Raw genomic sequence first — 24,228 nt, forward strand, 5'->3', positions numbered from 1 at the left:
TGTGCAAAGAGAAGCAAGGAGTTCGAGGACAAAAGTGCTTGAAAGAAGGAGCGTACTTGCGTACGTAACTGATTGAAAGACACGCATTGGACGAAGAAATCCGCCGCTTATCTGAAGCAGGTCCGGTGGCAATGGCAAAGAGGTCACACCCGTTCCCATGCCGAACACGGCCGTTAAGCTCTTTTGCGTCGATGGTAGTTGGGGGCTTCCCCCTGTGAGAGTAGAACGTTGCCGGGCAAAATGAAAGACACCTGAAAAGGTGTCTTTTTTTCGTCTATACACCAAGCAAAAGAGACTGCTTCGGAGAAGCAGAAAAGATTAAGGGAAAGCAATTCATATGAAAAAGAGCTCTTTTTGAAATAACATCGTGCGTACCCATCATCAAATAATCCTCGTGCCCCCTGTGAGACGCAGGGGTTGTTTTCGTGCGACAGCGTGAGTAGCCTTCGAGGAAAAGCATCGTGACTAACATCCTCGAAGAAAATCACCCCGGAGCAAAGAACGTTGCCTGGTATTGCAGAAACACGGTAAAGAATTTGCTTTTAAATCAACTAACGGGAGTAGACGGCAGAGCGCACCTCTTAGAAAATCAATTTATTGTGATTATGGTTATAACGAAAAAGAGAACTGATTCGAAGAAGCAGAGAAGATGAGATAAATTAGACAAACTCAAATGTCGATGTCCGCTCATCACAAATAGCATTTGTTTTCAAAAAGGGCTTGAAGAATTCGTTCTTCAGCTTGGTCTTCAACTAGCTGTAAAAACTGCTTAATAAATGGAATCTCATCACAATCCATCGTATGGAGGCGTTCTCCCCACCATTCGGTCTCATAGCGACAAATCATGCTTAAGTTATAGAGGATTAAATAAAACAAAGCAAGCTCTGGTAGATAAAGACAATCACTTCGATACTTGTGAAGCAGAGGCTGACGATTTAAGTGGAACCGCAATGGTGAGGCCGTTGAGTGCAATGGCTCGTTTTTGCATTGTATATAAATGGTTTGGCGTTCTTCTTTTACTGTGGGAGTATGAAGAAACTTAGATTCACGTAGTATGTGTTCGAATCGTTCACCTGTCATGTGATAACGATCAAGCAGAGATGCATTAAAAGTGAAAGTGTGAGTCCCTTTTCGTTTCCCTTCGATAAATACCTCTTCATTTTTTAATAGAAGAAACGATTCTCGTAGTTCGGGTAGTTGTTTCAAAAGTAATGTCATCGAATACTTTTTATCGGGTAATTGTTTCATGTGAAACATTTTTTCAAGCATATGCGGATAAAGACCATCTCGTTGAGTTTTCACTTCATCATGAAGAAATAAGTACCCTTGTTTTTTACGCTTACGGGTAGAAAGACCATGAGCTAACACTGATGAGTTTGCGGGATAGCTTGGATCATTTACAAGGAGGCACGCTTTTAATAGCTGAGACAAGCCATAGAAAAGCAGCATGGGCTTAATTGCGAAAGGAGCAAGTCTCGCTTGATTGAAATATAACTGGCCATGTTGTAAATGATACATAAATGAATAACAGTTTTTATAGCTATCAGAAGAAACGGTAGAGGAACCATTTTTATCGTAATGGGAAGCTAAGAAACTTCTGGTAAAAGAGGCTGATTCAAAAAAAGAAAAACGGTTCATAGCAATTCCACCCTTATGTACATTGAATTCAGAAAAGTAATACTTAAACCCTTGTCTTGACAGTAGTTTGCCCAATTGTTAAGCTACTAATAATATTTTCAGGCTTTTGAGGGGAGCTAACGAATGATGTGGGAAAATAAATTTCAAAAAGAAGGTCTTACTTTCGATGATGTTCTTCTAATACCAGCTAAGTCAGAAATCTTACCAAGAGATGTAACAGTGGCGACAAAACTAAGTGAGGATGTTAAGTTAAATATCCCGATTTTAAGCGCCGGCATGGATACTGTTACAGAATCAGAAATGGCTATAGCGATTGCTCGTGAAGGTGGTATGGGCATCATCCACAAGAACATGTCCATTGAAGAACAGGCAGAGCAAATTGATAAAGTAAAAAGATCAGAGAGTGGAGTTATTACAGACCCATTCTTCTTAACTCCAGATCGACAAGTTTTTGATGCAGAACATCTAATGGGGAAATATCGTATTTCTGGTGTCCCGATAGTCGATGAGGCGCAACGTCTGGTTGGAATTCTAACAAACCGAGACTTACGTTTTATTGAAGACTATTCAATAAAAATTGATGATGTTATGACCAAAGAAGGGCTAGTTACAGCTCCAGTTGGAACAACGCTTAATGAAGCAGAAAAAATTCTGCAAAAATATAAAATAGAGAAGCTTCCATTAGTAGATGACGACGGTATTTTAAAAGGGCTTATTACGATAAAAGACATCGAAAAAGTAATTGAGTTTCCAAACTCTGCTAAAGATAAGCAAGGACGTCTTCTTGTGGGAGCAGCAATAGGCGTATCTGCGGATGCTGATGTTCGAATTGAGGCAGTTGTTAAAGCTGGAGCTGATGCGATCGTTATTGATACTGCACATGGCCACTCGAAAGGGGTACTTGATAAAATTACCCAAGTTCGTAGCGATTATCCAAACTTGACGATTATTGCTGGTAATGTAGCGACAGCTGAAGGTACAAAAGCCCTTATAGAAGCGGGAGTTAGTGTTGTAAAAGTAGGAATTGGTCCTGGATCTATTTGTACAACAAGAATTGTAGCTGGAATAGGTGTTCCGCAAATAACAGCCGTCTATGACTGTGCGACTGAAGCAAGAAAGCATGGCATTCCAATTATTGCTGATGGAGGAATTAAGTACTCTGGTGATATCGCAAAAGCTCTCGCGGCAGGTGGACATGCTGTAATGCTCGGTAGTTTGTTGGCTGGAGTGAGTGAGAGTCCAGGAGAAACTGAAATTTATCAAGGTCGTCAGTATAAAGTCTATCGTGGTATGGGATCTCTTGGAGCGATGGAAAAAGGAAGCAAGGATCGTTATTTCCAGGAAAATAATCAAAAGCTTGTTCCAGAAGGAATAGAAGGACGTACTTCTTACAAGGGACCACTTGCTGACACTATTCACCAACTTGTTGGCGGTATTCGTGCAGGTATGGGTTACTGTGGAACTGCATCGATTGATGATTTAAGAGAAAACGGAGAATTTATTCGTATTACAGGGGCAGGTCTAAGAGAGAGCCACCCTCACGATGTTCAAATTACAAAAGAAGCACCAAATTATTCACTTTAAAATGAGAAACTAAAGGTGACAAACTTTTGACGAATAGATAGGGACTTCCCTATCTATTTTTTTGTATGATAGCATGGTAAAATAGCAAATGTGCGTCAAATAAAGTGGGGGTGTCAATTTGAAACAAAAAAGTCAGGTAGCATGGATAAAAAACGTAAGTATTGTTTTTACCATGATCGCTCTAATTGTAATGCCGATGAATGATGTAAATGCACAATCTATAGATGTCGATGGATCTGCAGCGATAATCATTGATGCAGATACAGGGCAAATTTTATATGAAGAGAATAGTGATGAACAATTAGCAATTGCTAGTATGACAAAAATGATGACCGAGTACTTAGTGCTTGAAGCAATTGAAGAAGGAAAAATTAGTTGGGATGATGAAGTTAGTATCTCTGAACATCTTTATCCTTTATCTCATCAACCAGAACTTTCGAACATGCCGCTAAGATCCGATTTTACATATACGGTAAAACAATTATATGATTCTATGGCTATTTATTCAGCCAACGCATCAACGATTGCTCTAGCAGAACATGTAGCTGGTTCAGAGACGGCGTTTGTCCAGCAAATGAACGATAAAGCAGAAGAAATGGGTCTTGAAAAGTTTGAGTTTGTAAATTCTAGTGGCTTAAATAATTCAGATTTAGATGGAAACCATCCAGAAGGCACTGCTGCTGACGGTGAGACTACTTTATCTGCACGTTCGGTGGCTTTGTTAGCCTATAATTTATTGCAAGATTATCCAGAGGTTTTGGAAACAGCGAGCGTTCCAGAAGCTGAATTTGTAGCTGGTCCAGATGAAACATTGGACATGCCTAATTGGAACTGGATGTTACCTGGGAAAACGCATTTTTATGAAGGTGTGGATGGATTAAAAACAGGTTTTACGAATGCAGCAGGAAACAGTTTTACAGCAACGGCTGTTCAAGGTAATGTAAGGTTAATTACTGTCATTATGGGTGCAGAAACAAGAGATGACCGGTTTGACGAAACAGCTAAACTGTTAGATCATGGGTTCGATAATTTCAATGAAGAGATCGTCATTGAAGAGGGGCAAGAACCTGAAAACAATATGATTACCGTAGCTGGCGGAAAAGACACAGAAGTACCTGTTGTGACTTCAGAAGATTTAGCAGTGATGATTGGACAGTATGATGATAACGCGTATACAGTTGAAGTTGAATTAGCTGAAGATAAGACTAATGAAGATGGAGAATTAGTTGCACCGATTGAAGAAGGAGAGCCTGTTGGGACATTAAAAGTAACATTTGATAATCCAACTGAATATATCCAAGGCAATCAACAGAGTGGTGTTGATTTAGTGGCTGTTTCTAATGTAGAAGAGGCAGGTTGGTTTACGATGTCTATGAGAGGCATTGGCGGATTCTTTTCAGGTTTATGGACAAGTATTACAGATACCGTATCCGGATGGTTTAACTAAGGGTTCTAGAACTTGTTAAGAAACGAGTGAAAAACGGCTTTATTCCTGTCGCAGGGGTGAAGTCGTCTTTTTTATTTTCGCTCAAAAAGTAGTATAAGTAGTAGGTCAGCTTTTCTTTCCAACGTGAATTTTGGTAAAATAAAAAAGAGATTTAGGGAGGTCATTGAGATGTTAGATGTAAAAAGGCTGCGGAATGATTTCGAAGCGGTGAAAAACCAATTAGATAAACGCTCTGGAACCATTGAAGGATTAGATCGTTTTGCAGAGCTTGATGAATCGCGTCGTGCGATGATAAAAGAAGTAGAAGAATTAAAAAGCAAACGGAATGAAGTATCTCAACAAGTGGCAGTCTTAAAACGCGAGAAAAAAAATGCAGATGAATTGATTGCAGAAATGAAGCAGGTATCTGAACGAATTAAAGAACAAGATGAGTCACTGCGCGAAGTTGAAGAGCAGCTTGAAACATTATTGTTCACGATCCCGAATGTACCAGCTGACGATGTTCCACATGGTGAATCTGAAGATGACAATTTGGAAGAACGAAAATGGGGGGATATTCCAACGTTTACGTTTGAACCAAAGCCACATTGGGAAGTAGGAACAGCTTTAGGTATTCTTGATTTTGAACGGGCGGCCAAAGTGACTGGTAGTAGGTTCACGATTTACCGAGGTTTAGGTGCGAGACTAGAGCGAGCATTAATTAATTTAATGATGGATATGCATGCAATGGAACACGATTATGAAGAGGTATTGCCGCCCTATATGGTAAACCGTGCAAGCATGGTTGGTACTGGACAGTTACCGAAGTTTGAAGAGGATGCTTTTAAGATTCGTGAGGAAGATTATTTTTTGATTCCCACTGCAGAAGTACCTGTAACAAACCTTCATCGTGACGAAGTATTGCAAGCTGACCAATTTCCGATTGCATACAATGCATATAGTACAAATTTTAGATCAGAAGCAGGGTCTGCAGGACGCGATACTCGAGGTTTAATTCGCCAGCATCAATTTAATAAAGTCGAACTTGTCCGCTTTGCTCTACCAGAAGACTCAAATGCGCAGCTTGAAAAAATGACAGGCCATGCAGAAAATGTTTTAAAACGATTGGGTTTGCCGTATCGAGTCGTCACACTATGCACAGGCGATCTAGGCTTTTCATCAACAAAAACGTATGATCTTGAAGTCTGGTTACCAAGTGCAGATACGTATCGAGAGATTTCATCTTGTTCAAATATTGGAGACTTTCAAGCACGACGAGCGAATATTAAATTTCGACGTGATGTGAAAAGCAAACCCGAATTTGTTCATACATTAAATGGGTCTGGTTTAGCAGTTGGCCGTACAGTAGCTGCAATTATCGAAAATTACCAGCAAGAAGATGGCTCAATTAAAGTACCAGAGGCGCTTAGGTCATATATGGGAAATGTAGACGTCATTTCAATATAATGTCCTTAGAGAAATAAAAACAACCGCAACTTTTTTGTTGTGGTTGTTTTTTTAAAAGGGAGAGTGTGTCATGAAGTTTGCTTTGTATCAAATGGACGTAGTTGCAGGTGATCCAAAAAGGAACCGCGAAAAAGTAAGTGAGTGGATAGAAGATGTCTGTCAGAAAGAAAAAACGAGACCAATGACCGTGGTTCTTCCTGAACTATGGACGACAGGTTATCAACTTGATCAATTAGACCATTTGGCAGAAGATAAAGGAAAACAGACAATTGATTACTTAAGCAAACTTGCAAAAAAGCATCATATTCATGTTATTGGAGGTTCAATTGCTACTAAAAAAGAAGGCCGTATTTATAATACAGCCATAATTATTAATGCAAATGGAGAGTGTGTGCATACGTACGATAAGATCCATTTAGTGCCGATGTTGAATGAACCTATTTATTTAGAAGCTGGTACAAATAAAGCCGCTGTTTTTGAGCTTTCTGGAATAAAAATGGGAATCATTATTTGTTATGACTTACGCTTCCCAGAACTTGTCCGGGATTTAGCATTAAAAGGGGCGGAAGTACTTGTGATTCCAGCTGAATGGCCTAGTGCAAGAGCTGAACATTGGAAGGTATTGCAACAAGCAAGGGCAATTGAAAATCAATTCTACGTGTTATCGGCCAATAGTGTTGGGAGCTATAATGGTACAGAGTACGCTGGCCACTCAATGGTAATAGATCCTTGGGGGTCTATTGTATATGAAGCTGGAACAAGCGAAGACACCGTTTTTTGTGAGATTGACGCCAAGAAAACGAAACAAATACGTGAACAGGTACCTGTCTTTAAAAGCAGAAGGAAAGATTTATATGAAAATCATTAATTTGATTTAGTTTAGCGGAGATGGGAGGAGACGGATGAAGCTGACATTAGCGCAAGTCATGGATTTGGAAATAATGGAACCTGCCATTGTAAAAACCGGAGATCATCAGCTTGGTAATAAATATGTAGAATGGGTATCGATTACGGAAGCGCCAGTTGAGAATTTTATCCGTAAAAACGAGCTTGTATTAACAACGGGGATTGGATACGGTCACGATCCTAAACAATTTTATGAGTTTGTCCGTGATGTGATTAAATCAGAGGCATCTGGTTTGGCGATTGCAACAGGGCGATATATATATGAGCTTTATGAAGATTCCAAGCAATTGGCTGAACAAGAAGAGTTCCCGATTATTTTTCTTCCATGGGAAATCCGTTTCGCTGATTTGACTCAAGCTGTAACAGCCAAACTAATCGACGCAAAACAAGAGAATTGGCAATATGCTCAAAAAGTACAACAGGAGCTTTTGTCGCTAATGCTTGCAGGTAAACAGCTATCTACACTAGCAGAACATATAGCCGATCGTGCTGGCTCTCCTATCGCCATTACAGATCATTTAGGGCGAATTAAGGGTGTAAGTACCTCACCCATTAATTCGTTCACAGAGGTGGTTGCTAGTGGGTACAGACAGATCCAAGCATTTGATCAGTCAAGTGAACATCATCCCCTTGAAAGTAAAGTACAAGTTCTTGAGATTGAACGTGTAACGGTGTATGTTTTGCCCATCATACAAGCGAATGAACGAATTCAAGGTTATTTATTTACAACTGATTTTGATCAATCTAGTCAAATGGAGTATGAAACCTTTTTTATATTACTTGAACACGCTGTAACGGCTGCAGCCTTCTGGTTTTTACAAGAGAATGCTGTTCAAGAAGCGGAGGCACGATTACGTGATGATTTTGTCGCAGATCTATCACAAGGTACCCCGTCTGAGAAAATGAAGGCTAAAGCAAAAGGGATTGGTTACAATATAGCCATTCCTTATCTAGCAATTGTAGGTATGCCTCATAACCTTGAAGAGATGTACACCAGGGCAAGTCAAGTTGCTTCATACTCTGAATGGTTACTAAGCATGGTTCATTACATGGAAGGAGAAATCTATTATGCAGGAACAGCCATTGAGCGGGAGATCATGTCGACATTTACTGATGGTCAACTCTTAATTTATTTGGCGGTTGCTCCTGAAGATTACCAAACGACGGTTAACAGTTTTTTGGATTTAGTCGATCGCAGGTTAAGCCATCTCCTTCCCGATGTAGAGATTACTTGGGGGATTGGTGATTTCAAAGTGGAAACTGATGCATTTGAAGCAAGGTACCTAGAAGCAAAACAGGCACTGTTACTTGGAATTGGAAGAATGGGTCCAGGAAGCCGAATCTTTTATTCTGATACGAGAATTGACCGTGTCTTATATAAAATCGGGGAAGATTTGGAACTGAGAACGTTGATTGAAGATTATGCTGCCCCCTTACTATCATACGATAAACAAAGAGGAATGGACTTAATCGGCACATTCATCGCCTATCAACGTAATCAGAATAAAGTGTCACAAACAGCAAGAGTGTTGCACTTGCATCGTCAATCATTATTATATCGCCTCAGGAAAATAGAATCATTAACAGGCTTATCATTAGCGAATCCAGATGATGTTTTTTTACTTGATTTAAGCATTCGAACTTCAATGATTAAACAAAACATGCAAACACCTATTCAATAGGTGTTTTAAAATAACTTAAATAGTTTATATATGTCGTAGTTCGATTTGATATATGCTGATGAACTTTTCGATTTTATTCTTTAGAAAGAACGAAAGTAGCGGTCGGTATAAGAGAAACACCTTTATTTTTATCATTCCTCAAAATTAGGATGAACAATATTCTGTTTTTACTGGTTTTTACATTAACATTAGTACAGGTCAATTCAATAAAAATTGCTCTATATATTTTTGTAATATAACGTAATAAAGCAGTAAGTAGCGTATTCCTTCTTACTGCTTTGTTTGAAATTTATGAATATATTTAGAGAAATGAGTGCAAACGATTCACTTGCTAGACTTTACATCTATAATGCCTTCAACCTTTCATGTTGCATCACATAAAAAAACATGTATACTGTTAGACTATAAAAGCACTATTACATTAGTGCATATAAGGAGGGGTGTTGTGAAGGCGGGAGAGTTATTTAGTGTAAAAGAAAAGACCGTACTTATAACAGGTGCTAGTCAAGGTATCGGTGAAAAGCTTGCTCAGCTTTATATGGCGAATGGGGCAAATGTTGCTCTAATTGCTAGAAGTGAAGAGAAATTAAAACAGGTGAAAGAAAGTCTTTATGGATCTGGAAAAGTCGAAATATTCCCATTTGATGTTACGGAATTCGCAGAAATGAGTAGGCTTGTTCAAAATGTAAAGAAAACGTTTGCAAGCATTGATATTTTAGTAAATAATGCGGGAACTAATCGGACAAAACCTGCTTTTGAAACGACAGAAAATGATTGGGATGCCGTATTAGATTTAAATCTAAAAAGCACGTTCTTTTTAAGTCAAGCGGTCTATCCTGTAATGAAATCACAAGGAAAAGGGAAGATCATCCAGATGTCATCTCAAATGGCCGAGGTTGGATACTATAAGCGAGCAGCGTATTCATCCAGCAAAGGAGGAGTGCGCCAACTAACAAAAGCCCTGGCCGTGGAGTGGGCATCCGATCAGATTAATGTAAACGCCGTCGGACCAACATTTATAGAAACACCATTAACGAAATCAATGTTTGCTGATGAAGCGTTTAAAGAAGATGTATTTCGCAGAATTCCTTTAGGGAGAATGGCGACGGCTGAAGATTTATACGGAGCGATGCTATATCTAAGTTCAAATGCTTCTGATATGGTGACGGGACAAACTCTTTATGTCGATGGTGGTTGGACAATTTGGTAAGGAGGAATGAATGATGAATATTTATGATTTTCGGTTACCTCAACATGTACGCTTTGGAGTTGGGGCAAGAACAACAGTGGTCGAAGAAGCAAGACGTCTAGGAGGAAGGTCGGCAGCATTAATTAGTGATGAAGGTTTATTGAGTGCCGGTGTTGTCGATGAAATGAAGCATCAGTTAGAGAAAGAAGGCTTAGAAATTGTTGTGTTTGCAGAATTAGCTGGGGAGCCTAGCTTTATTCAGTTAGAGAAAACAACGTCTTTTGTTAAAGAAAGGCAGGTAGATCTTGTTATTGGCTTGGGTGGAGGAAGTGCTATGGACATAGCAAAAACAGCTGCAGCTTTAACCAATGTGGAGGACCCCACAGCTTATTTGTCTGGAGAAAAAGTGATAGGAAAAGGTGGCTTGCCTTGTATGTTACTTCCTACTACATCTGGTACTGGTTCAGAGGTGACTATGAATGCTATTTTTTCTGATGACAAGCAGGGCGTAAAGCGAGGTCTTGTTAGCCCTAATTTATTACCAACAATCGCAATTGTTGATCCTGAGTTAACCTTATCTTGTCCACCTAAGGTGACAGCAGCATCAGGAGTTGATGCCTTTACCCATGCTCTAGAATCCTTTATCTCGACTCGTGCTAACCCGATGACGAAAATGTATTCATATGAGGCAATGAAACGATTTACAGACCACATACATGGCGCGGTTCACAACGGCAGAGACTTAAATTCAAGAATTGAAATGAGTTATGTAAGCTATTTTGCTGGTGTAGGTTTGGCAAATGCAGGAGTAGGAGCCGTCCATGCATTAGCGTATCCTTTAGGCGGAAGTTATCATGTTGAACACGGTGTTGCCAATGCACTTCTCATGCCTTATGTCTTTGACGTCGTTGGCGTAACATGTAAAAAAGAGATGGTAGATGTCGCACATGCACTGCAGCTTGGAGATTATTCAGAGAAGCCATATGCTGCATTAAAAGCGGTTACGATCTATTTAAAACAACTTCTTTATGACCTTAATTTACCAGTTTCTCTTAAAGAATTAGGTATACCTCAAGAAGCGTTAGCTACACTTGCAAGGCAAGCAATAGAAGTCAAGAGGCTGCTTCACAACACACCATATCGTTTGACAGAAAAGCAAATTGTAGCTATATACCAAAAGGCCTATACAGGATAGAAGTATGAATAGATAGAAAATATTAATGAAGGGGTTGCTTTCAGATTATTCTTGTTATATGATCAATTTACTTAATCAGAATACGTATTCCTGCATTTATTGTCAATAAATGGTTGAAAAATACTGATTTTCAATCCTTTATTTCGTTATTTAGGAATACGTATTCATAAAAGAGGAGTCGATTGATGTGGAAGATGTACATAAGCGAGTGACGAACGACCAGATGGAATCAAATTGGATTAGCAGGTTTTCTAACTTAAAAGACAAAGCGATACCACTTATGTTTATTGATAGTATTCTACCTGGTCACCAGCGTTTAAATTATACCATTATCGGCGATACAGCAAGTGAAAATGATGCGTACACACCAGCAATAACTGAGCCGCATCAATTTCAACTAGGAATGGTAAAAGCACCACCTGGGAATGGACCGGCGTATCATACGCATGATTATATTGAATCATTTTTTGTGCTAAATGGAGAATGGCGTTTTTATTGGGGCTACGATGAGGACCCAGGAAAAATAGAAGGAGAAACGATTGTTGGCGAGTGGGATTTAATTTCTTTACCACCAGGGGTGTTTCGAGGGTTTGAAAATGCATCCGAACAAGATGCATGGCTTTTCTCTATTCTTGAAACACATCAAGTATTCTCTGGACAAGATCCAATTTGGTCTCCACAGATCGTTAAGCAAGCGAAAGAACATCACTTCTATTCGGATGATAAAGGAAAAATGATTAAACCCGAAAATTTTTCTACTCTAGAAAAAGAAATCGCTACGAAGCTGAAAATGGGACAAGTGTAATGCATGAAAAAGGATTGGATAAGCATCAAATCCTTGCGAAAAGCGTATAAAACAAAAACAATCTCACCTGTTGAGGTAACTAATATGATTTTGGATCGAGTCCAAGCACACAATTCAAGGTTAAATAGTTTGTTAACGATAACAGGAGAACAAGCATTAGAACAAGCAATAAAAGCTGAAAAGATGTGGCTGAACAAAGAGGCAAGTGGGCTTTGCGGCATCCCTATTACATATAAAGATTCTATCGATGTAAGAGGCGTGCGAACAACGAACGGTTCGCTTGCTTTTAAGAATCATGTGGCGAATAATGACGCACAAATTGTGAAAACGTTTCAAAAACAAGGTGCAGTTACAATCGGGAAAGCTCATCTTTATGAGTTTGCCTTTGGCATTACTGCAGAAAATAACGGTTTTGGTCGAGCGATCAATCCAATAAATGACCAATGGACCGCCGGAGGATCAAGTAGTGGCTCCGCCACCTCTGTTGCAGCGGGGTTTTGCTCGCTCTCCATTGGAACGGATACGGCAGGATCTATTCGTGTACCGGCTGCTTGCTGTCATGTTGTAGGATTCAAACCCACCTTTGAAAGGTGGTCAATGGATGGCATTTTTCCTTTATCATCGTCTCTAGATCATGCAGGACCAATTGCTGCTTCGGTTGAGGATGTGTGGTTGACCATGCTTGCATACGATAACCAACCACTTGAGATGCCTTCTGCTACTCTCAAAGGTGTGAAAATTGGAATACCGCGCCTGAAGCATCCAGTGAGAGAAGCAGTCCTAAGAGCTTGGGAAAAAGCTGGAGGTCTCGCTCAAGATGAAGGAGCTGAACTTGTTCCTGTTGGTTTTCCTGATGTAACTGAATATCTTGAAGTCGCACATCATATTGCATCTGCTGAATCAGGGATCCCTCATCTAAACGTGAAAACGGATGAATACAGTGAACCGGTTTTAAGAGCATTACAAACATCAGCACAAGTCTCTGCTCAAGCTTATATTCTTGCTCAACAAAAAAGACAGAAATTGCAAACACAGATTGATGACATGCTAGAAGAAGTGGATGTTCTCTTTCTTCCTGCACTCCCGACAGACCAACCTTTCCTGAAACAAAAAGCGATTGCATTTGATCGGGAAGTTGTCAAAGACATAGAAGAAGCGTTCATTTGGTTTACTTCCTTATTTAATGTTACGGGACATCCCGCATTGTGCTTGCCTTACAGACAGAAAACAGGACGCAATCAGATTGGATTTCAATTGGTAGGGAGACGGGGTGAAGACAAACATGTTTTAAAAATAGGGTTAGCTTTTGAAGAGATATTTAGGAGGGATTCCAATTGAATAAGTCATTCATTCATCATGTTTCCGTTGCAACTCTAACCCTGTTTTTCTTTTCTGGTTGTGTGATGACAAATGTCTCTAATGAGCCAGAACCGATTGGGGATGGGAATCAATCATTAGAAGGACAAGCAATCAATGTGTTGATTCCTGCAGGTGGTATTGGTCAGTTTAACGCTTGGGAAGCACGGTCGAAACAATTCACAAAAGAAACAGGGATAGAAGTCATTTACCATGAAACACCTTATGAAAATTTAATGGAGAATATTATTTCAGAAGGAATTAGTGATAGTGGTTTTTATGATGTCGTTGTCTTCCTCGACTCGATGGGACCGGCTTTGCACCAGTTTTTACAACCGCTCGATTCATATGTCGAGCGAGATGACTTTCATGTCGATCGTTGGCCAGAGGCAATTGTAAATTTATCGACCTTTGAAGGTACTTTGTACAGTCTTCCTATTCGAGCCCATGTTCAAATGCTATTCTATCGCGAAGACCTGTTTAATGAACTAAATTTAGAAGTACCCACTACATGGGATGAATTCCAAGAAGTGAGTAGGATTATAACGGAAGAGACGGACACATACGGTATTGTGCCGTATTATGGGGCTGGAAATAACGGACAAAACATTCCATTATGGACAGCTCACTTATGGAGTAACGGTGCAGAGTTGTTTGATGAAAACTTGCGACCCGCATTTACAACACCAGAAGCGATTGAAGCTACGGAAGCGTATGTGAACCTTTTTTCCGTAGATAAAGTGGCCCCACCCGGCTCGGTTACGTTTGGTGAGCAAGATTCGCGGACCTCTTTCAGGCAAGGTGGAGGAGCAATGTGGATTGGTTGGTGGTGGACATACCCGGAGTTTAATGATCCAAACATGTCGGCTGAAGAAGTTGCAGGGAATGTTTCGTTTGCTTCAGTGCCAGGTTGGGAAGGGAAATCGGCTCAACCTAGTATTTCAACCTTTCCGACAGCCATTATGCGTAGTTCTGAGAAGCGAGATGCAGCATGGGAGTTTTTACAGTGGCTAGCTGAACCCGAAGAAGAGTTAGAGATTGTGCAAGACCATTTAACAGGAGAGAGCTCACCAAACCAGAGCTCTACCGTCATCACTCAGCGAGATAATCTCCTAAATCATGAGCTGAATGACTTAACAGATGGGTTTTATGAATTGGCTGGTGAAAACTTTGAACGAGCACGGGCGCTTCCAACATTAACGGATTGGCCGAGAATAGCTGATCTTTTGAGTTCAGCTATTTCAGAAATGGCGGCAGGAGCTCCTGTTGAAGAGAGTTTAAACCGGGTGGCGGATCGAGTCGAACATTTATTAGAACGTGCTGGGTATTATGAGGAGGCAATGGAGACTAAAGGGGAAGAGGGTGAAGCGAGTGTCGAATAGAGCTTACAAGTATGCCTTACTTACACCAGCCATTCTCCTTATCGCGTTAACCACAGTTTATCCCCTTATTCAGTCGTTTTGGATTAGTTTACATTCGTGGGATTTGACTCGATCCATTAACATTGAATCGTTTGTTGGTTTAGATAATTACATTCGTGCCTTTTCCGATACACAGTTCTGGAATAGTGTACTAGTGACACTTATTTTTACAGCGAGTACAGTGATTGCTACGATTGTGCTTGGATTCTGTGTCGCCTTGTTACTAAGCAAAGAGAAAAAACATTTGTCGTTCTTACGAGCGATCCTCATTATTCCTTTTGCTTTAAGTCCCGCGCTGGTCGGTTATTCCTGGCGATTTATGCTTAATCCTGACTATGGTTTGTTTGATCGAATCATTGGATTTCTCATTCCTCCGCTTTCTGATGTCGTATGGCTCGGTTCACCAACAACGTCGATGATTGCACTCGTTTCGGTTGTTGTATGGATTTGGTTGCCATTTATGAGTCTGATGCTCATTAGTGGATTAATGGGCTTGCCAGAAGAAGTATTTGAAGCGGCAGCTGTTGATGGAGCGAGTAAATGGGCGATCTTAACAAAAATTACAGTGCCGATGATGAAGCCTATTCTATTAATCGCCACCATTTTAATGACAATGTTTACCTTAAAAGCATTTGATCCAGTCGTTACGTTAACGCAAGGTGGTCCAGGGACGTCTACAGAAGTATTAAACTTCTTAATTTATAAAACAGGTTTCCGTTATTTCGACATGGGTTACTCTGCTGCCCTCGGTTATATACTTGCCATCATTACCGTTGGATTTGTGGTCTTTTATATGAGGAGCTTGAATAAAGGAGGCGGCTGGAATTGAATGCATCCACATCACCTGGAACAAAAACGCACGCTCGTCATCCGTTAAAGCCGAAAAAAGTTTTCGGAGCAATTTTTGAAAACATTGCTGTTCTTCTTGTCGTAATCTTTTTGTTTTTGCCGATCTTTTGGATTACTTTAACTGCATTTAAAGACAATCAAGATGTATATTCCATTAGCTTACTCTTTCATGCAACCTTAGAAAATTTCAAGACGATCTTTTCATCATCGTTTCAACTCGGTAATTTCTATATAAATAGTTTAATTGTTGTTGCATTCACGTTACTCATCACGATTCCGATTAGCGTACTTGCATCATATAGCTTATCCCGCTACATTATTCCTGGAAAACAGTATATTATGTTTGGGATTCTAGCTACACAATTTATTCCTTTAATTGTAAATGTGATCCCGTTCTTTATCATCTTTCGAAATTGGGGCGTTCTGGACACAACGTTAGCCCTAATCATTGTCAATCTCGGTCATACCGTCCCCTATGCCATTTGGCTAACGAAGGGATTTATCGATCGTATTCCTATTGATGTGGAAGAAGCGGCACTGATTGATGGGGCAAGTCGGTTACGCATTTTGTGGAGTGTATTACTTCCTCTAGCAAAACCAGGGATTATTACCGCTACCGTCTTTTGTTTTGTAATTACCTGGAATGAGTTTATGTTTGCGTTAATTTTAACGAATAGAGAGGCGGTCACATTACCTGTTGCACTATCCTATTTTATCGGTGAAGAGGGGGTACAATGGAATCTCATGTCAGCTGCAGGAGTGACATTTATTTTACCAGCCGTTATCTTTATGTTGATTGTGCGCAAGCAATTTGTTCAGGGGATGACTTCTGGAAGCGTAAAGTAGATTCATAGGAAAAAAACGCCGGAATCATGATACGATGGAAAAAATAACCGGCGAAGGGATAAGAGTAATGAGAGTAACAGTACATGATATAGCAAAAAGAGCTGGTGTCAGCCAATCAACGGTCTCTAGGGTTTTAAATAATTACCCACACATAAAGAAAGAGACAAGAGACAAGGTACATGCAGCAGTAGAAGAGTTAAATTTTACGCCTGATTCTGTAGCGAGAAGTATGATTACTCGAAGAACGCATACGCTCGGATTAATTGTCGGGGACATATCCAATCCATTTTTTGCAGAAACAGCAAAAGACATCATTGAATTTGCAAAAGAGCGTGGCTATGATGTGCTCTTGAGTAATACGAATCATGAAGAAAAGAATTTGAATCAAGCAGTTCAAACGTTTATTGATAAGCGTGTGGATGGTTTGCTCGTATCGTCTGCTTACCGCGAAAACGAAGCACTGAAACGAATTGAAAAAGCAGTGCCTGTCATGTACCTTATCAATCGACCAGACCATGAAGATGTTCATTGTGTTGTACTTGATAATGAAAAAGGGGCGCGTTTAGCGATTGATCATCTTGTTCAGCTTGGTCACAAGCGTATTGCCTTTATTGCAGGCCCACTTGCTTATTCAGCCTCAGCGGAACGGTACAAAAGCTTTAAACATTCATTAAAAACGCACGGATTATTAATAAATGAAGATCATCTTTTTAATGCGGAGTTGTCATATGATCATGTCTATCAATTTACAGATAACGTATTATCAATGAAAAATCCACCAACTGCATTTTTTTCTTTTTCTGACCAAATGGCATTAGCGGTAATGGATGCGGCTACTCATAAAGGATTAAGCATACCTAATGATGTATCAATTGTAGGCTTTGACAATATGAACCTATCAGCAAACCATTGTATCGGTTTAACGACCGTTTCACAGCATAAAGAAAAAATGGCACGAACAGCTCTTGATAAACTAGTACTATTAATTGAAAAAAAAGAGGCAGTTGCAGGACCTATTCAAGTCGTCCTTGATCCAGAGCTAATCATACGTCGGACGACGACTACTATTTATAAAGGAGATACCAGTGATGGCTACTGAATCAAAAGAAGAGAAAAAACAAGGGAAGAAAGATGGGGTACCACAAACACAGCGTGTAAACCATCCACCAAACCTCATCTTTTATGCCCAATCAAATGAAGTGAATCGAATCGATACAAAGGATGATTACGATTATGTCATGCTTGATGATCGAATGATTAAAAAACAAAGCATGGAAGGATTTGATGATCAGTATAACAACATTATCGATTATATCGTTAAAATTACACGTCAAATTTGGAAGGAAAAAGATATCGGTCTTATATATGATACGTATTCTACGGGGGTAACGATTCATAAAGGACTTGTTAACAGTCATGGGATCAATGAGGTTATTTCCGGGACATTGCAAACGTTGCAAGCTTTTCCAGATCGAAAAGGTTTAGGGTGGAGTGTGGTGTGGTCAGGCAATGATCGGGATGGCTATTTCACATCACATAGAGGACGTTCTGTTGCTACAAATGCAGGAGACAGTTTATACGGGCCAGCTACGGGCAAGAAGGTCATGTGGAGAACCACAGCAGATTGTTTGATTCATGGAAATAAAATTTATGAAGAATGGCTTGTTATGGATACGTATCATCTCCTCGTTCAGCTTGGTTTAGATCCACATGAATTTGCAAAGAAAATTGCCAAATCAACAAAAACACTAACACCAACAACCCGCTACGGTTTGCCAGAAACGGCTGAAACAGGTCTGCCGCCAAAGCTTTACGTACCGTCCTCATCGTCCTTTGAAATCGGTGAGTTCATCTTAGAATTAGTGAATAAAATATGGGAACGACGTTCAATTAATTATGTGAAAGAGTTTTATAAGCCTCATGCGGTGGTTCATTATGTTTGCAATCGCGATCTTGTAGGCTACTCAGAAATTCAAGGGATGTTTATTAGCTTGTTTGCCTCCGTACCGAATGCAAAAGTCGTGTTGGAGCGGATCACATGCAATCAACTAAATAGTGATGAGGAGTGGGATGTTGCGGTTCGCTGGCGAATTCAAGGGATGCATGAAGGGACTGGCTATTTTGGTGCACCGAGTGGCAAGCCCATTGAAATCGCCGGGATGAACCATTACCAGGTTAGAGGAGCTAAAGTGTCAGAAGAGTGGATGTTATTTGACGGTTTGGATGTCCTTCGACAAATGTATACAGAAAGCGATGGAGAAGTAGAACAAGATGCAGGAGATGCCAATTTTACAGGCGTATCTTAACAAGGCGGGAGGCTTTGATATGAAATATATAAAACGAGCTGAATCAATTAAGATCGAACAGTCAGCGGAGACTGAACAAACAGTTAAAGAAATCATTGAATCCGTACGAGAAAAAGGGGACAAAGCGGTTCATGATTATGAATTGAAATTTGCTAATTCTAATCGAGCCATTGCTTTAAGTGCAGATGAAATTCATGAAGCAGAAAATACATTGTCTCCTGAAACAAAAACATTGATTGAGCGCGTAGTTGATCGAGTAACAACCTTTGCCAAGGCTCAATTAAACAGCATCAAACCACTGGAAATGGAGCTGGGAGATGGGGTTTCTCTTGGTCACCGTATTGTTCCAATTGAAAAGGTCGGTGCCTATGTTCCTGGAGGGAGGTTTCCATTACTCTCTTCTGGCCCGATGGTCGTTGCTCCAGCTAAAGCTGCTGGCGCATCTCGCATCGTTGCTTGTAGCCCAGCAAGCTACAAAGGTACGATTCACCCTGCTATTGTGTATGGGCTAGTGAAATCAGGTGCTACTGACATATTTGCAATTGGTGGAGCGCAAGCCATAGCGGCGATGGCATATGGGACAGAAACCGTGCCGAAAGTCGACATCATTGCTGGACCAGGTAATCGGTTTGTCGCAGAAGCGAAGCGACAAGTATTCGGACAAGTAGGGATTGATCTCATTGCAGGGCCAAGCGAGATTTTACTGTTAGCTGATGAAACAGCGGATCCGAAACTTTTAGCGGCAGATCTCCTTGCACAAGCAGAACATGATCCATCGGCACGTGCCATTCTCGTTAGCTTATCTTATAAAATGGCTGAAAAGACAATCAGGCATATAGAGAAGATGAAGGAAGGTTTTCAAGCCAGCTCGCCAGCTCATCAATCGTGGTCGGCTATGGGAGAAGTTGTGGTCTGTGACAGCTTGGAAGAAGCTATTCGCGTATGTGACGAATATGCCATTGAACATTTACAGCTTCATGTCAAAAATCCGGAATCATTGAAAACACGGTTCACCCATTATGGTTCACTGTTTATTGGCGAAGACAGTTCCGTTGTTTTTTCCGACAAAGTTTCGGGGACAAATCATACATTGCCCACACAGGGTGCGGCACGATATACGGGTGGACTATGGGCAGGGAGCTATGTCAAAGTGGTTACCCACCAAACCATTTCTGGAAACGGCACAAGATTTCTGGCAGAGCATGCCTCTTTGCAATCGGCTATAGAAGGGCTGGAGGGGCATCAATTATCCGCGGATGTTCGTTTAGAGAAGCTAAAGGAAACGACGTAATATGAAGGATACACTCATCTTCATACCTGGAACACTTTGTACGGATGAGCTATGGTGCCAACAAGAAAGGCAACTTCAAGAACAGTACCCAATCGTGCACGCGGATATAAAACGAGATACCTCCCTTATCGCGATGGCACACCGGATTTTGGAGGAGACAAGCGGCTCTCTTTCTGTAGCCGGTCTTTCGATGGGGGGAATGGTAGCACTTGAACTTGTACGTCTTGCTCCAGAGCGGGTGGCACGTTTAGCACTGCTAGGAACAAATCCTTACCCACCAACACCTGTACAACGCGATCATTTTTCAAGACTAGAAAAAAGGGTGAAAAACGGAGAGTTCCTGTCTATTCTAAAAAAAGAGCTTATCCCAAAGATGCTCTATCGGTACGAAAAGGACTTAGTAAACGTCACATTACGTATGGCAGAGGAAACTGGAGAGATTCCTTATCTTCATCAACTCGAAGCGTTACAAACGAGGCATGATCAGTTGCCTATTCTAAAGACCATACAATGTCCCACTCTAATTATGACCGGAGAGAATGATCTAGTTTGTCCACCTTCTTTACATGAAGAAATGCATCGCATTATCTCTCAGTCAAGTTATGTAAAGGTAAGAAATTGTGGACACCTCATTCCTATGGAACAGCCACAGGTTGTATTGGATGCATTAGAGGTTTGGCTAAAGGAGGAGACGAGGTTGTGAGTTTAAAAAAACGTCTTGAACAAGGTGAACCGGTTGTTGGTACGTTCGTCCACTTATTTAGTCCAGCGCTTATTGAGATGATTGGTTACGCTGGCTTTGATTTTATTGTCATTGATAATGAACATGGTGGCTTTACTGATAATGACCTAGAGCATCTTATTCGTGCGGCTGAAATAAGTCAAACAGTGCCCATTGTCCGGGTTTCGAGCAATCCCGATAGCATCCAAAAAGCTCTTGATCGAGGCGCAAAAGGCATTCAAGTGCCAATGGTGAATTCAAAGGCCGACGCTGAATTGATTGTAAGAAGAGCAAAATTCCCCCCCATTGGAAATAGAGGCACAACCTATTCCATTCGTCCTGCAAAATATGGAAAAACAGGAGGAAGAGACTATTTAGAACAAGCAAATGACGAATTGCTCATTATTGCACAAATTGAGTCTGAGGAAGGTGCAAATCATCTTGAATCAATTCTTTCAGTACCAGATATTGATGTCGCTTTTATCGGCCCACTTGATTTAGCTATATCGAATGGTTTTGAAGGATCGCAGGATGCGGAAATTATTGCTCAAGTAAGGGAACTAGCTGAACGAGCAAAGGCGGTTAAGAAGCCCGTAGGCACAATCGCTCCGACTAAACATGCAATTCATGATGTATTACAAAACGGCTTCTCTTTTGTTGTTGGGGTAACAAATTCAATGATCTATGAAAGCTTAGATGGCTATATATCAAATTGGAAAAGTTCTCATGAAAAATAGAGTCTACCTTGGCGATCGTCTTTAGCTGAAATGACCGATAGGAATTTTAAGACAACCGAATGTTTATTGTAAAAAAGAAGCAGAGAAACAGTGAATGACTTTGCTTTTAACATAGTTGAAAATCAGAGTAAAGTTTGTCGAAAGGCTCGTAAATCAAATTTAATTGTTACTGCAAACACCTATTCAATAGGTGTTTTTCTTTTTTCTCAGAGATTTTCTAACAGCGAGAAAGGTTGTTGCATCGCGTTTTATGGGAGGTCATTCTAAACTGTATAGTAAAAAGATGAAATCTTCATACAGTTTGAATATTGAACAAATGGGTAGGCACTGAGTAAGATGGCAGTATAGATGAAGTATTTATTTTTAGTAAAGAGGAGGCCACTCAGCAATGTTTCCATTTACATTAGATGAGTATCAAACTCGTCTCGCTAAAACAAAAGAGAAAATGGCGAATTGGGGAGTAGATGTGCTGCTTGTGACAGACCCGGCTAATATGAATTATTTATCGGGTTTTAATGGTTGGTCTTTTTATGTCCATCAAATGCTTGTCATTCTCATTGATGAGGAACAGCCAATCTGGTTAGGGCGCGGTATGGATGCCAACGTTGCGAAACAAACAACTTGGCTTATGCATGAACGGATCATTCCTTATCCAGATCATTATGTACAATCAGAATCACAACATCCAATGGATTTTATCGGGAAGATATTAACGGATATCGGTCAATCTACGAGACGAATTGGCGTTGAAATGGAAACGTATTATTACTCAGCGAAAGCACATGAACGATTACTAGCATCGTTGCCAAATGCGTCATTCCAAGATGCTTCAAACCTTGTAAACTGGGTCCGATTAATTAAATCAGATACGGAAATCACTTATATGAAACATGCAGGAATAATCGCTGCAAAAGCAATGTATGCGGGCATGAATGCGATTCGAGCTGGTGCAAGAGAGTGCGATGTGGTCGCTGATATTTACCACGCCCAAATATCTGGTACTGAAGAAGTTGGAGGGGATTATCCTGCAATCGTGCCGTTGTTACCATCAGGAATTAAAACCAGTGCTCCGCATATCACCTGGACGGATCAGCGTTATCCAAATGAAGAGACGGTCATTATTGAACTCGCAGGCTGTCATCAGCGTTACCACGCGCCACTTGCCCGTACAATCACGATTGGTAAACCACAACAAAGGGTAATTGATATGGCTCATATTGTTGTGGAAGGGCTAAATGAAGTACTCGCTTTTATTAAACCTGGTGTCTCTTGCGAAGAAACGGAAGCGGTTTGGCAAAAAACAATTAATCGTTATGGAGTAAGCAAGGATTCGCGTCTTGGTTATTCAACCGGATTAAATTATCCGCCTGACTGGGGTGAGCATACTGCAAGCTTACGAAAAGGTGATAAAACCATCCTTCAAGAAAATATGGCATTACACGTAATACCAGGCATGTGGTTTGATGATTTTGGAGTTGAGATTAGCGAAACAATTAGAGTAACGGATAATGGATGTGAACTTCTATGTGATTTTCCACGTCAATTATTATCAAATGATCCAAATATCCACTCAGCATCGTAAACATATATCTTTTAGGGGGAATTGACATGACACAATTTAAGAATGCAAAATTAGCAACAAAAGCCGTATGGGCCGGAGAAAAAGAATATTTGGTTCATGGAGCAACTCAAGTACCGGTTATCCCAAGTGTCGCATTTGGTTATGACGATATGGATGAGTGGTATGAAGTAGCTATAGGTAGAAAAAAAGGTCATATTTATGGAAGAAACACAAATCCAACCGTTCAAGCTTTTGAAGATAAAGTGAAAGTGTTAGAAGGCGCAAATGCAGCAACTAGTTTTTCGACAGGTATGGCGGCAATCTCAAACACACTTTACACATTTCTACGTCCAGGAGACCGAGTGGTCACGATTAAAGATACGTATGGCGGAACAAACAAGATTTTTACTGAGTTTTTACCCAATATGAATATAGATGTTCAGTTTTGTGAAACAGGCAATGATGAGCAGATCAGAGAAGAAACAGTGAAAGGGTGTAAAATTTTATATCTAGAAACACCAACAAACCCCACAGTTAAAATTACAGACATTAAAAAATGTGCAGAAGCGGCGAAAGAGGCAGGCGCACTTGTTGTAGTGGACAATACGTTTGCGACACCAGTTAACCAGAACCCACTTGCGTTAGGAGCAGACCTCGTTATTCATAGTGCAACAAAGTTTCTTGGGGGTCATGCAGATGCACTTGGTGGTGTAGTAGTCGGACTTGATAAAGCTTTAGTAGAAGCCATTTACCATTACCGTGAAATAAATGGAGCAACAATGGATCCGTGGGCTGCCTATTTACTTCTCCGGGGAATGAAAACGCTTGATTTAAGAGTGAAACGACAAGCGGAAAATGCTATGAAGCTTGCAACTTATTTAAAAACAGTTGAAGGTGTTGAAGCAGTTTTTTATCCAGGGCTCACTGATCATCCAAACCACGATATCGCTAAAGCACAAATGTCAGGCTTTGGCGGCATGCTAAGTTTCGCTGTTGCAGGAGGAGTGGATACAGTACGTCACTTGCTTCCGAAGCTACAATATGCGAATCGTGCAGCCAACTTAGGTGCAGTTGAAACAACGGTCGGACCAGCACGAACAACGAGCCATGTTGAATGTACACCAGAAGAGCGAGCTGCAATGGGAATACCAGAAGGTCTTATTCGAGTTTCTTGCGGAATAGAAGACGCAGATGACATTATACAAGATTTTAAACAGGCGTTTGAGGCTGCCAAAGTAGGCGTTTAAT

Annotated in this window: 20 protein-coding genes and 1 rRNA gene; 20 read left to right on the forward strand and 1 reads right to left on the reverse strand. The window is 40.5% G+C overall.

The features are described 5' to 3' along the window. Positions 1 to 121 precede the first annotated feature (121 nt). Positions 122 to 237 (forward strand): 5S ribosomal RNA (rrf, locus tag BK584_RS14500). 453 nt (positions 238 to 690) lie between these two features. On the opposite strand, the gene BK584_RS14510 is transcribed toward rrf, so the two are convergent. Further along, positions 691 to 1,638 (reverse strand): YaaC family protein, encoded by a 948-nt coding sequence (locus tag BK584_RS14510; protein ID WP_078393266.1) that lies wholly within the window; start codon positions 1,636 to 1,638, stop codon positions 691 to 693. 126 nt (positions 1,639 to 1,764) lie between these two features. On the opposite strand from BK584_RS14510, the gene guaB reads away from it, so the two are divergent. The 19 genes from guaB (at position 1,765) to BK584_RS14605 (ending at position 24,227) form a co-directional block, all read left to right on the forward strand. Beyond that, positions 1,765 to 3,222 carry an IMP dehydrogenase gene (guaB, locus tag BK584_RS14515; RefSeq protein ID WP_078395645.1) on the forward strand — a complete coding sequence of 486 codons (1,458 nt, stop codon included), beginning with the start codon at positions 1,765 to 1,767 and terminating at the stop codon, positions 3,220 to 3,222. 118 nt (positions 3,223 to 3,340) lie between these two features. Continuing rightward, positions 3,341 to 4,669 carry a D-alanyl-D-alanine carboxypeptidase family protein gene (locus tag BK584_RS14520; RefSeq protein ID WP_245808868.1) on the forward strand — a complete coding sequence of 443 codons (1,329 nt, stop codon included), beginning with the start codon at positions 3,341 to 3,343 and terminating at the stop codon, positions 4,667 to 4,669. 168 nt (positions 4,670 to 4,837) lie between these two features. After that, the gene (gene serS / locus BK584_RS14525) at positions 4,838 to 6,115 is read left to right on the forward strand and encodes a serine--tRNA ligase (RefSeq protein WP_078393267.1); all 1,278 of its coding nucleotides are present in this window, start codon (positions 4,838 to 4,840) and stop codon (positions 6,113 to 6,115) included. A gap of 70 nt (positions 6,116 to 6,185) precedes the next feature. Further along, complete coding sequence (locus BK584_RS14530) at positions 6,186 to 6,983, forward strand: carbon-nitrogen family hydrolase (protein ID WP_078393268.1); 798 nt, start codon at positions 6,186 to 6,188, stop codon at positions 6,981 to 6,983. A gap of 34 nt (positions 6,984 to 7,017) precedes the next feature. Beyond that, positions 7,018 to 8,703 (forward strand): PucR family transcriptional regulator, encoded by a 1,686-nt coding sequence (locus BK584_RS14535; protein ID WP_078393269.1) that lies wholly within the window; start codon positions 7,018 to 7,020, stop codon positions 8,701 to 8,703. Between the two features lie 445 nt (positions 8,704 to 9,148). Next, on the forward strand, positions 9,149 to 9,913 hold the full coding sequence (locus tag BK584_RS14540) for an SDR family NAD(P)-dependent oxidoreductase (protein WP_245808869.1): 765 nt from the start codon (positions 9,149 to 9,151) through the stop codon (positions 9,911 to 9,913). A gap of 13 nt (positions 9,914 to 9,926) precedes the next feature. Further along, a complete protein-coding gene (locus BK584_RS14545) occupies positions 9,927 to 11,087 on the forward strand; it encodes an iron-containing alcohol dehydrogenase (protein WP_169871284.1) in 1,161 nt (386 codons plus the stop codon). A 187-nt stretch (positions 11,088 to 11,274) separates the two neighbouring features. Continuing rightward, positions 11,275 to 11,892: a cupin domain-containing protein gene (locus BK584_RS14550; RefSeq protein ID WP_245808870.1), complete on the forward strand. Its 618-nt coding sequence runs from the start codon at positions 11,275 to 11,277 to the stop codon at positions 11,890 to 11,892. 3 nt (positions 11,893 to 11,895) lie between these two features. After that, complete coding sequence (locus BK584_RS14555) at positions 11,896 to 13,230, forward strand: amidase (protein ID WP_078393271.1); 1,335 nt, start codon at positions 11,896 to 11,898, stop codon at positions 13,228 to 13,230. Then, positions 13,227 to 14,630 (forward strand): ABC transporter substrate-binding protein, encoded by a 1,404-nt coding sequence (locus BK584_RS14560; protein ID WP_078393272.1) that lies wholly within the window; start codon positions 13,227 to 13,229, stop codon positions 14,628 to 14,630. The genes BK584_RS14555 and BK584_RS14560 overlap by 4 nt, the downstream gene beginning before the upstream one ends. Continuing rightward, positions 14,620 to 15,498, forward strand: coding sequence for a carbohydrate ABC transporter permease (locus BK584_RS14565; protein WP_078393273.1), 879 nt, complete (start codon positions 14,620 to 14,622; stop codon positions 15,496 to 15,498). Before BK584_RS14560 ends, BK584_RS14565 begins: the two co-directional genes overlap by 11 nt. Next, entirely contained in the window at positions 15,495 to 16,364 is an 870-nt protein-coding gene (locus BK584_RS14570) for a carbohydrate ABC transporter permease (RefSeq protein WP_078393274.1), read from the forward strand. The genes BK584_RS14565 and BK584_RS14570 overlap by 4 nt, the downstream gene beginning before the upstream one ends. Positions 16,365 to 16,431: 67 nt before the next feature. After that, the gene (locus BK584_RS14575; RefSeq protein ID WP_169871286.1) at positions 16,432 to 17,463 is read left to right on the forward strand and encodes a LacI family DNA-binding transcriptional regulator; all 1,032 of its coding nucleotides are present in this window, start codon (positions 16,432 to 16,434) and stop codon (positions 17,461 to 17,463) included. Beyond that, a complete protein-coding gene (locus BK584_RS14580; protein ID WP_078393276.1) occupies positions 17,453 to 18,670 on the forward strand; it encodes an ester cyclase in 1,218 nt (405 codons plus the stop codon). Before BK584_RS14575 ends, BK584_RS14580 begins: the two co-directional genes overlap by 11 nt. A 19-nt stretch (positions 18,671 to 18,689) precedes the next feature. Further along, positions 18,690 to 19,961: a histidinol dehydrogenase gene (gene hisD / locus BK584_RS14585; protein WP_078395653.1), complete on the forward strand. Its 1,272-nt coding sequence runs from the start codon at positions 18,690 to 18,692 to the stop codon at positions 19,959 to 19,961. 1 nt (position 19,962) lies between these two features. After that, a complete protein-coding gene (locus BK584_RS14590; RefSeq protein WP_078393277.1) occupies positions 19,963 to 20,664 on the forward strand; it encodes an alpha/beta fold hydrolase in 702 nt (233 codons plus the stop codon). Next, on the forward strand, positions 20,661 to 21,419 hold the full coding sequence (locus tag BK584_RS14595; protein ID WP_078393278.1) for an HpcH/HpaI aldolase family protein: 759 nt from the start codon (positions 20,661 to 20,663) through the stop codon (positions 21,417 to 21,419). Before BK584_RS14590 ends, BK584_RS14595 begins: the two co-directional genes overlap by 4 nt. Positions 21,420 to 21,807: 388 nt before the next feature. Continuing rightward, positions 21,808 to 23,001, forward strand: a complete 1,194-nt coding sequence (locus tag BK584_RS14600; protein WP_078393279.1) for a M24 family metallopeptidase — start codon at positions 21,808 to 21,810, stop codon at positions 22,999 to 23,001. Positions 23,002 to 23,027: 26 nt separating this feature from the next. Then, positions 23,028 to 24,227, forward strand: a complete 1,200-nt coding sequence (locus tag BK584_RS14605) for a cystathionine gamma-synthase family protein (RefSeq protein ID WP_078393280.1) — start codon at positions 23,028 to 23,030, stop codon at positions 24,225 to 24,227. Position 24,228 lies beyond the last annotated feature (1 nt).

It is taken from the genome of Shouchella patagoniensis (assembly GCF_002019705.1).
GTDB lineage: Bacteria > Bacillota > Bacilli > Bacillales > Bacillaceae_D > Shouchella > Shouchella patagoniensis.

Bases quoted from the DNA above. Each gene is read 5' to 3' on its own strand.
- BK584_RS14580 (WP_078393276.1), top strand. From the start codon at position 17,453: ATGGCTACTGAATCAAAAGAAGAGAAAAAACAAGGGAAGAAAGATGGG.
- BK584_RS14555 (WP_078393271.1), top strand. From the start codon at position 11,896: ATGAAAAAGGATTGGATAAGCATCAAATCCTTGCGAAAAGCGTATAAA.
- BK584_RS14600 (WP_078393279.1), top strand. From the start codon at position 21,808: ATGTTTCCATTTACATTAGATGAGTATCAAACTCGTCTCGCTAAAACA.
- guaB (WP_078395645.1), top strand. From the start codon at position 1,765: ATGTGGGAAAATAAATTTCAAAAAGAAGGTCTTACTTTCGATGATGTT.
- BK584_RS14535 (WP_078393269.1), top strand. From the start codon at position 7,018: ATGAAGCTGACATTAGCGCAAGTCATGGATTTGGAAATAATGGAACCT.
- serS (WP_078393267.1), top strand. From the start codon at position 4,838: ATGTTAGATGTAAAAAGGCTGCGGAATGATTTCGAAGCGGTGAAAAAC.
- BK584_RS14545 (WP_169871284.1), top strand. From the start codon at position 9,927: ATGAATATTTATGATTTTCGGTTACCTCAACATGTACGCTTTGGAGTT.
- BK584_RS14605 (WP_078393280.1), top strand. From the start codon at position 23,028: ATGACACAATTTAAGAATGCAAAATTAGCAACAAAAGCCGTATGGGCC.
- BK584_RS14590 (WP_078393277.1), top strand. From the start codon at position 19,963: ATGAAGGATACACTCATCTTCATACCTGGAACACTTTGTACGGATGAG.
- BK584_RS14510 (WP_078393266.1), bottom strand. From the start codon at position 1,638: ATGAACCGTTTTTCTTTTTTTGAATCAGCCTCTTTTACCAGAAGTTTC.
- BK584_RS14575 (WP_169871286.1), top strand. From the start codon at position 16,432: ATGAGAGTAACAGTACATGATATAGCAAAAAGAGCTGGTGTCAGCCAA.
- hisD (WP_078395653.1), top strand. From the start codon at position 18,690: ATGAAATATATAAAACGAGCTGAATCAATTAAGATCGAACAGTCAGCG.
- BK584_RS14530 (WP_078393268.1), top strand. From the start codon at position 6,186: ATGAAGTTTGCTTTGTATCAAATGGACGTAGTTGCAGGTGATCCAAAA.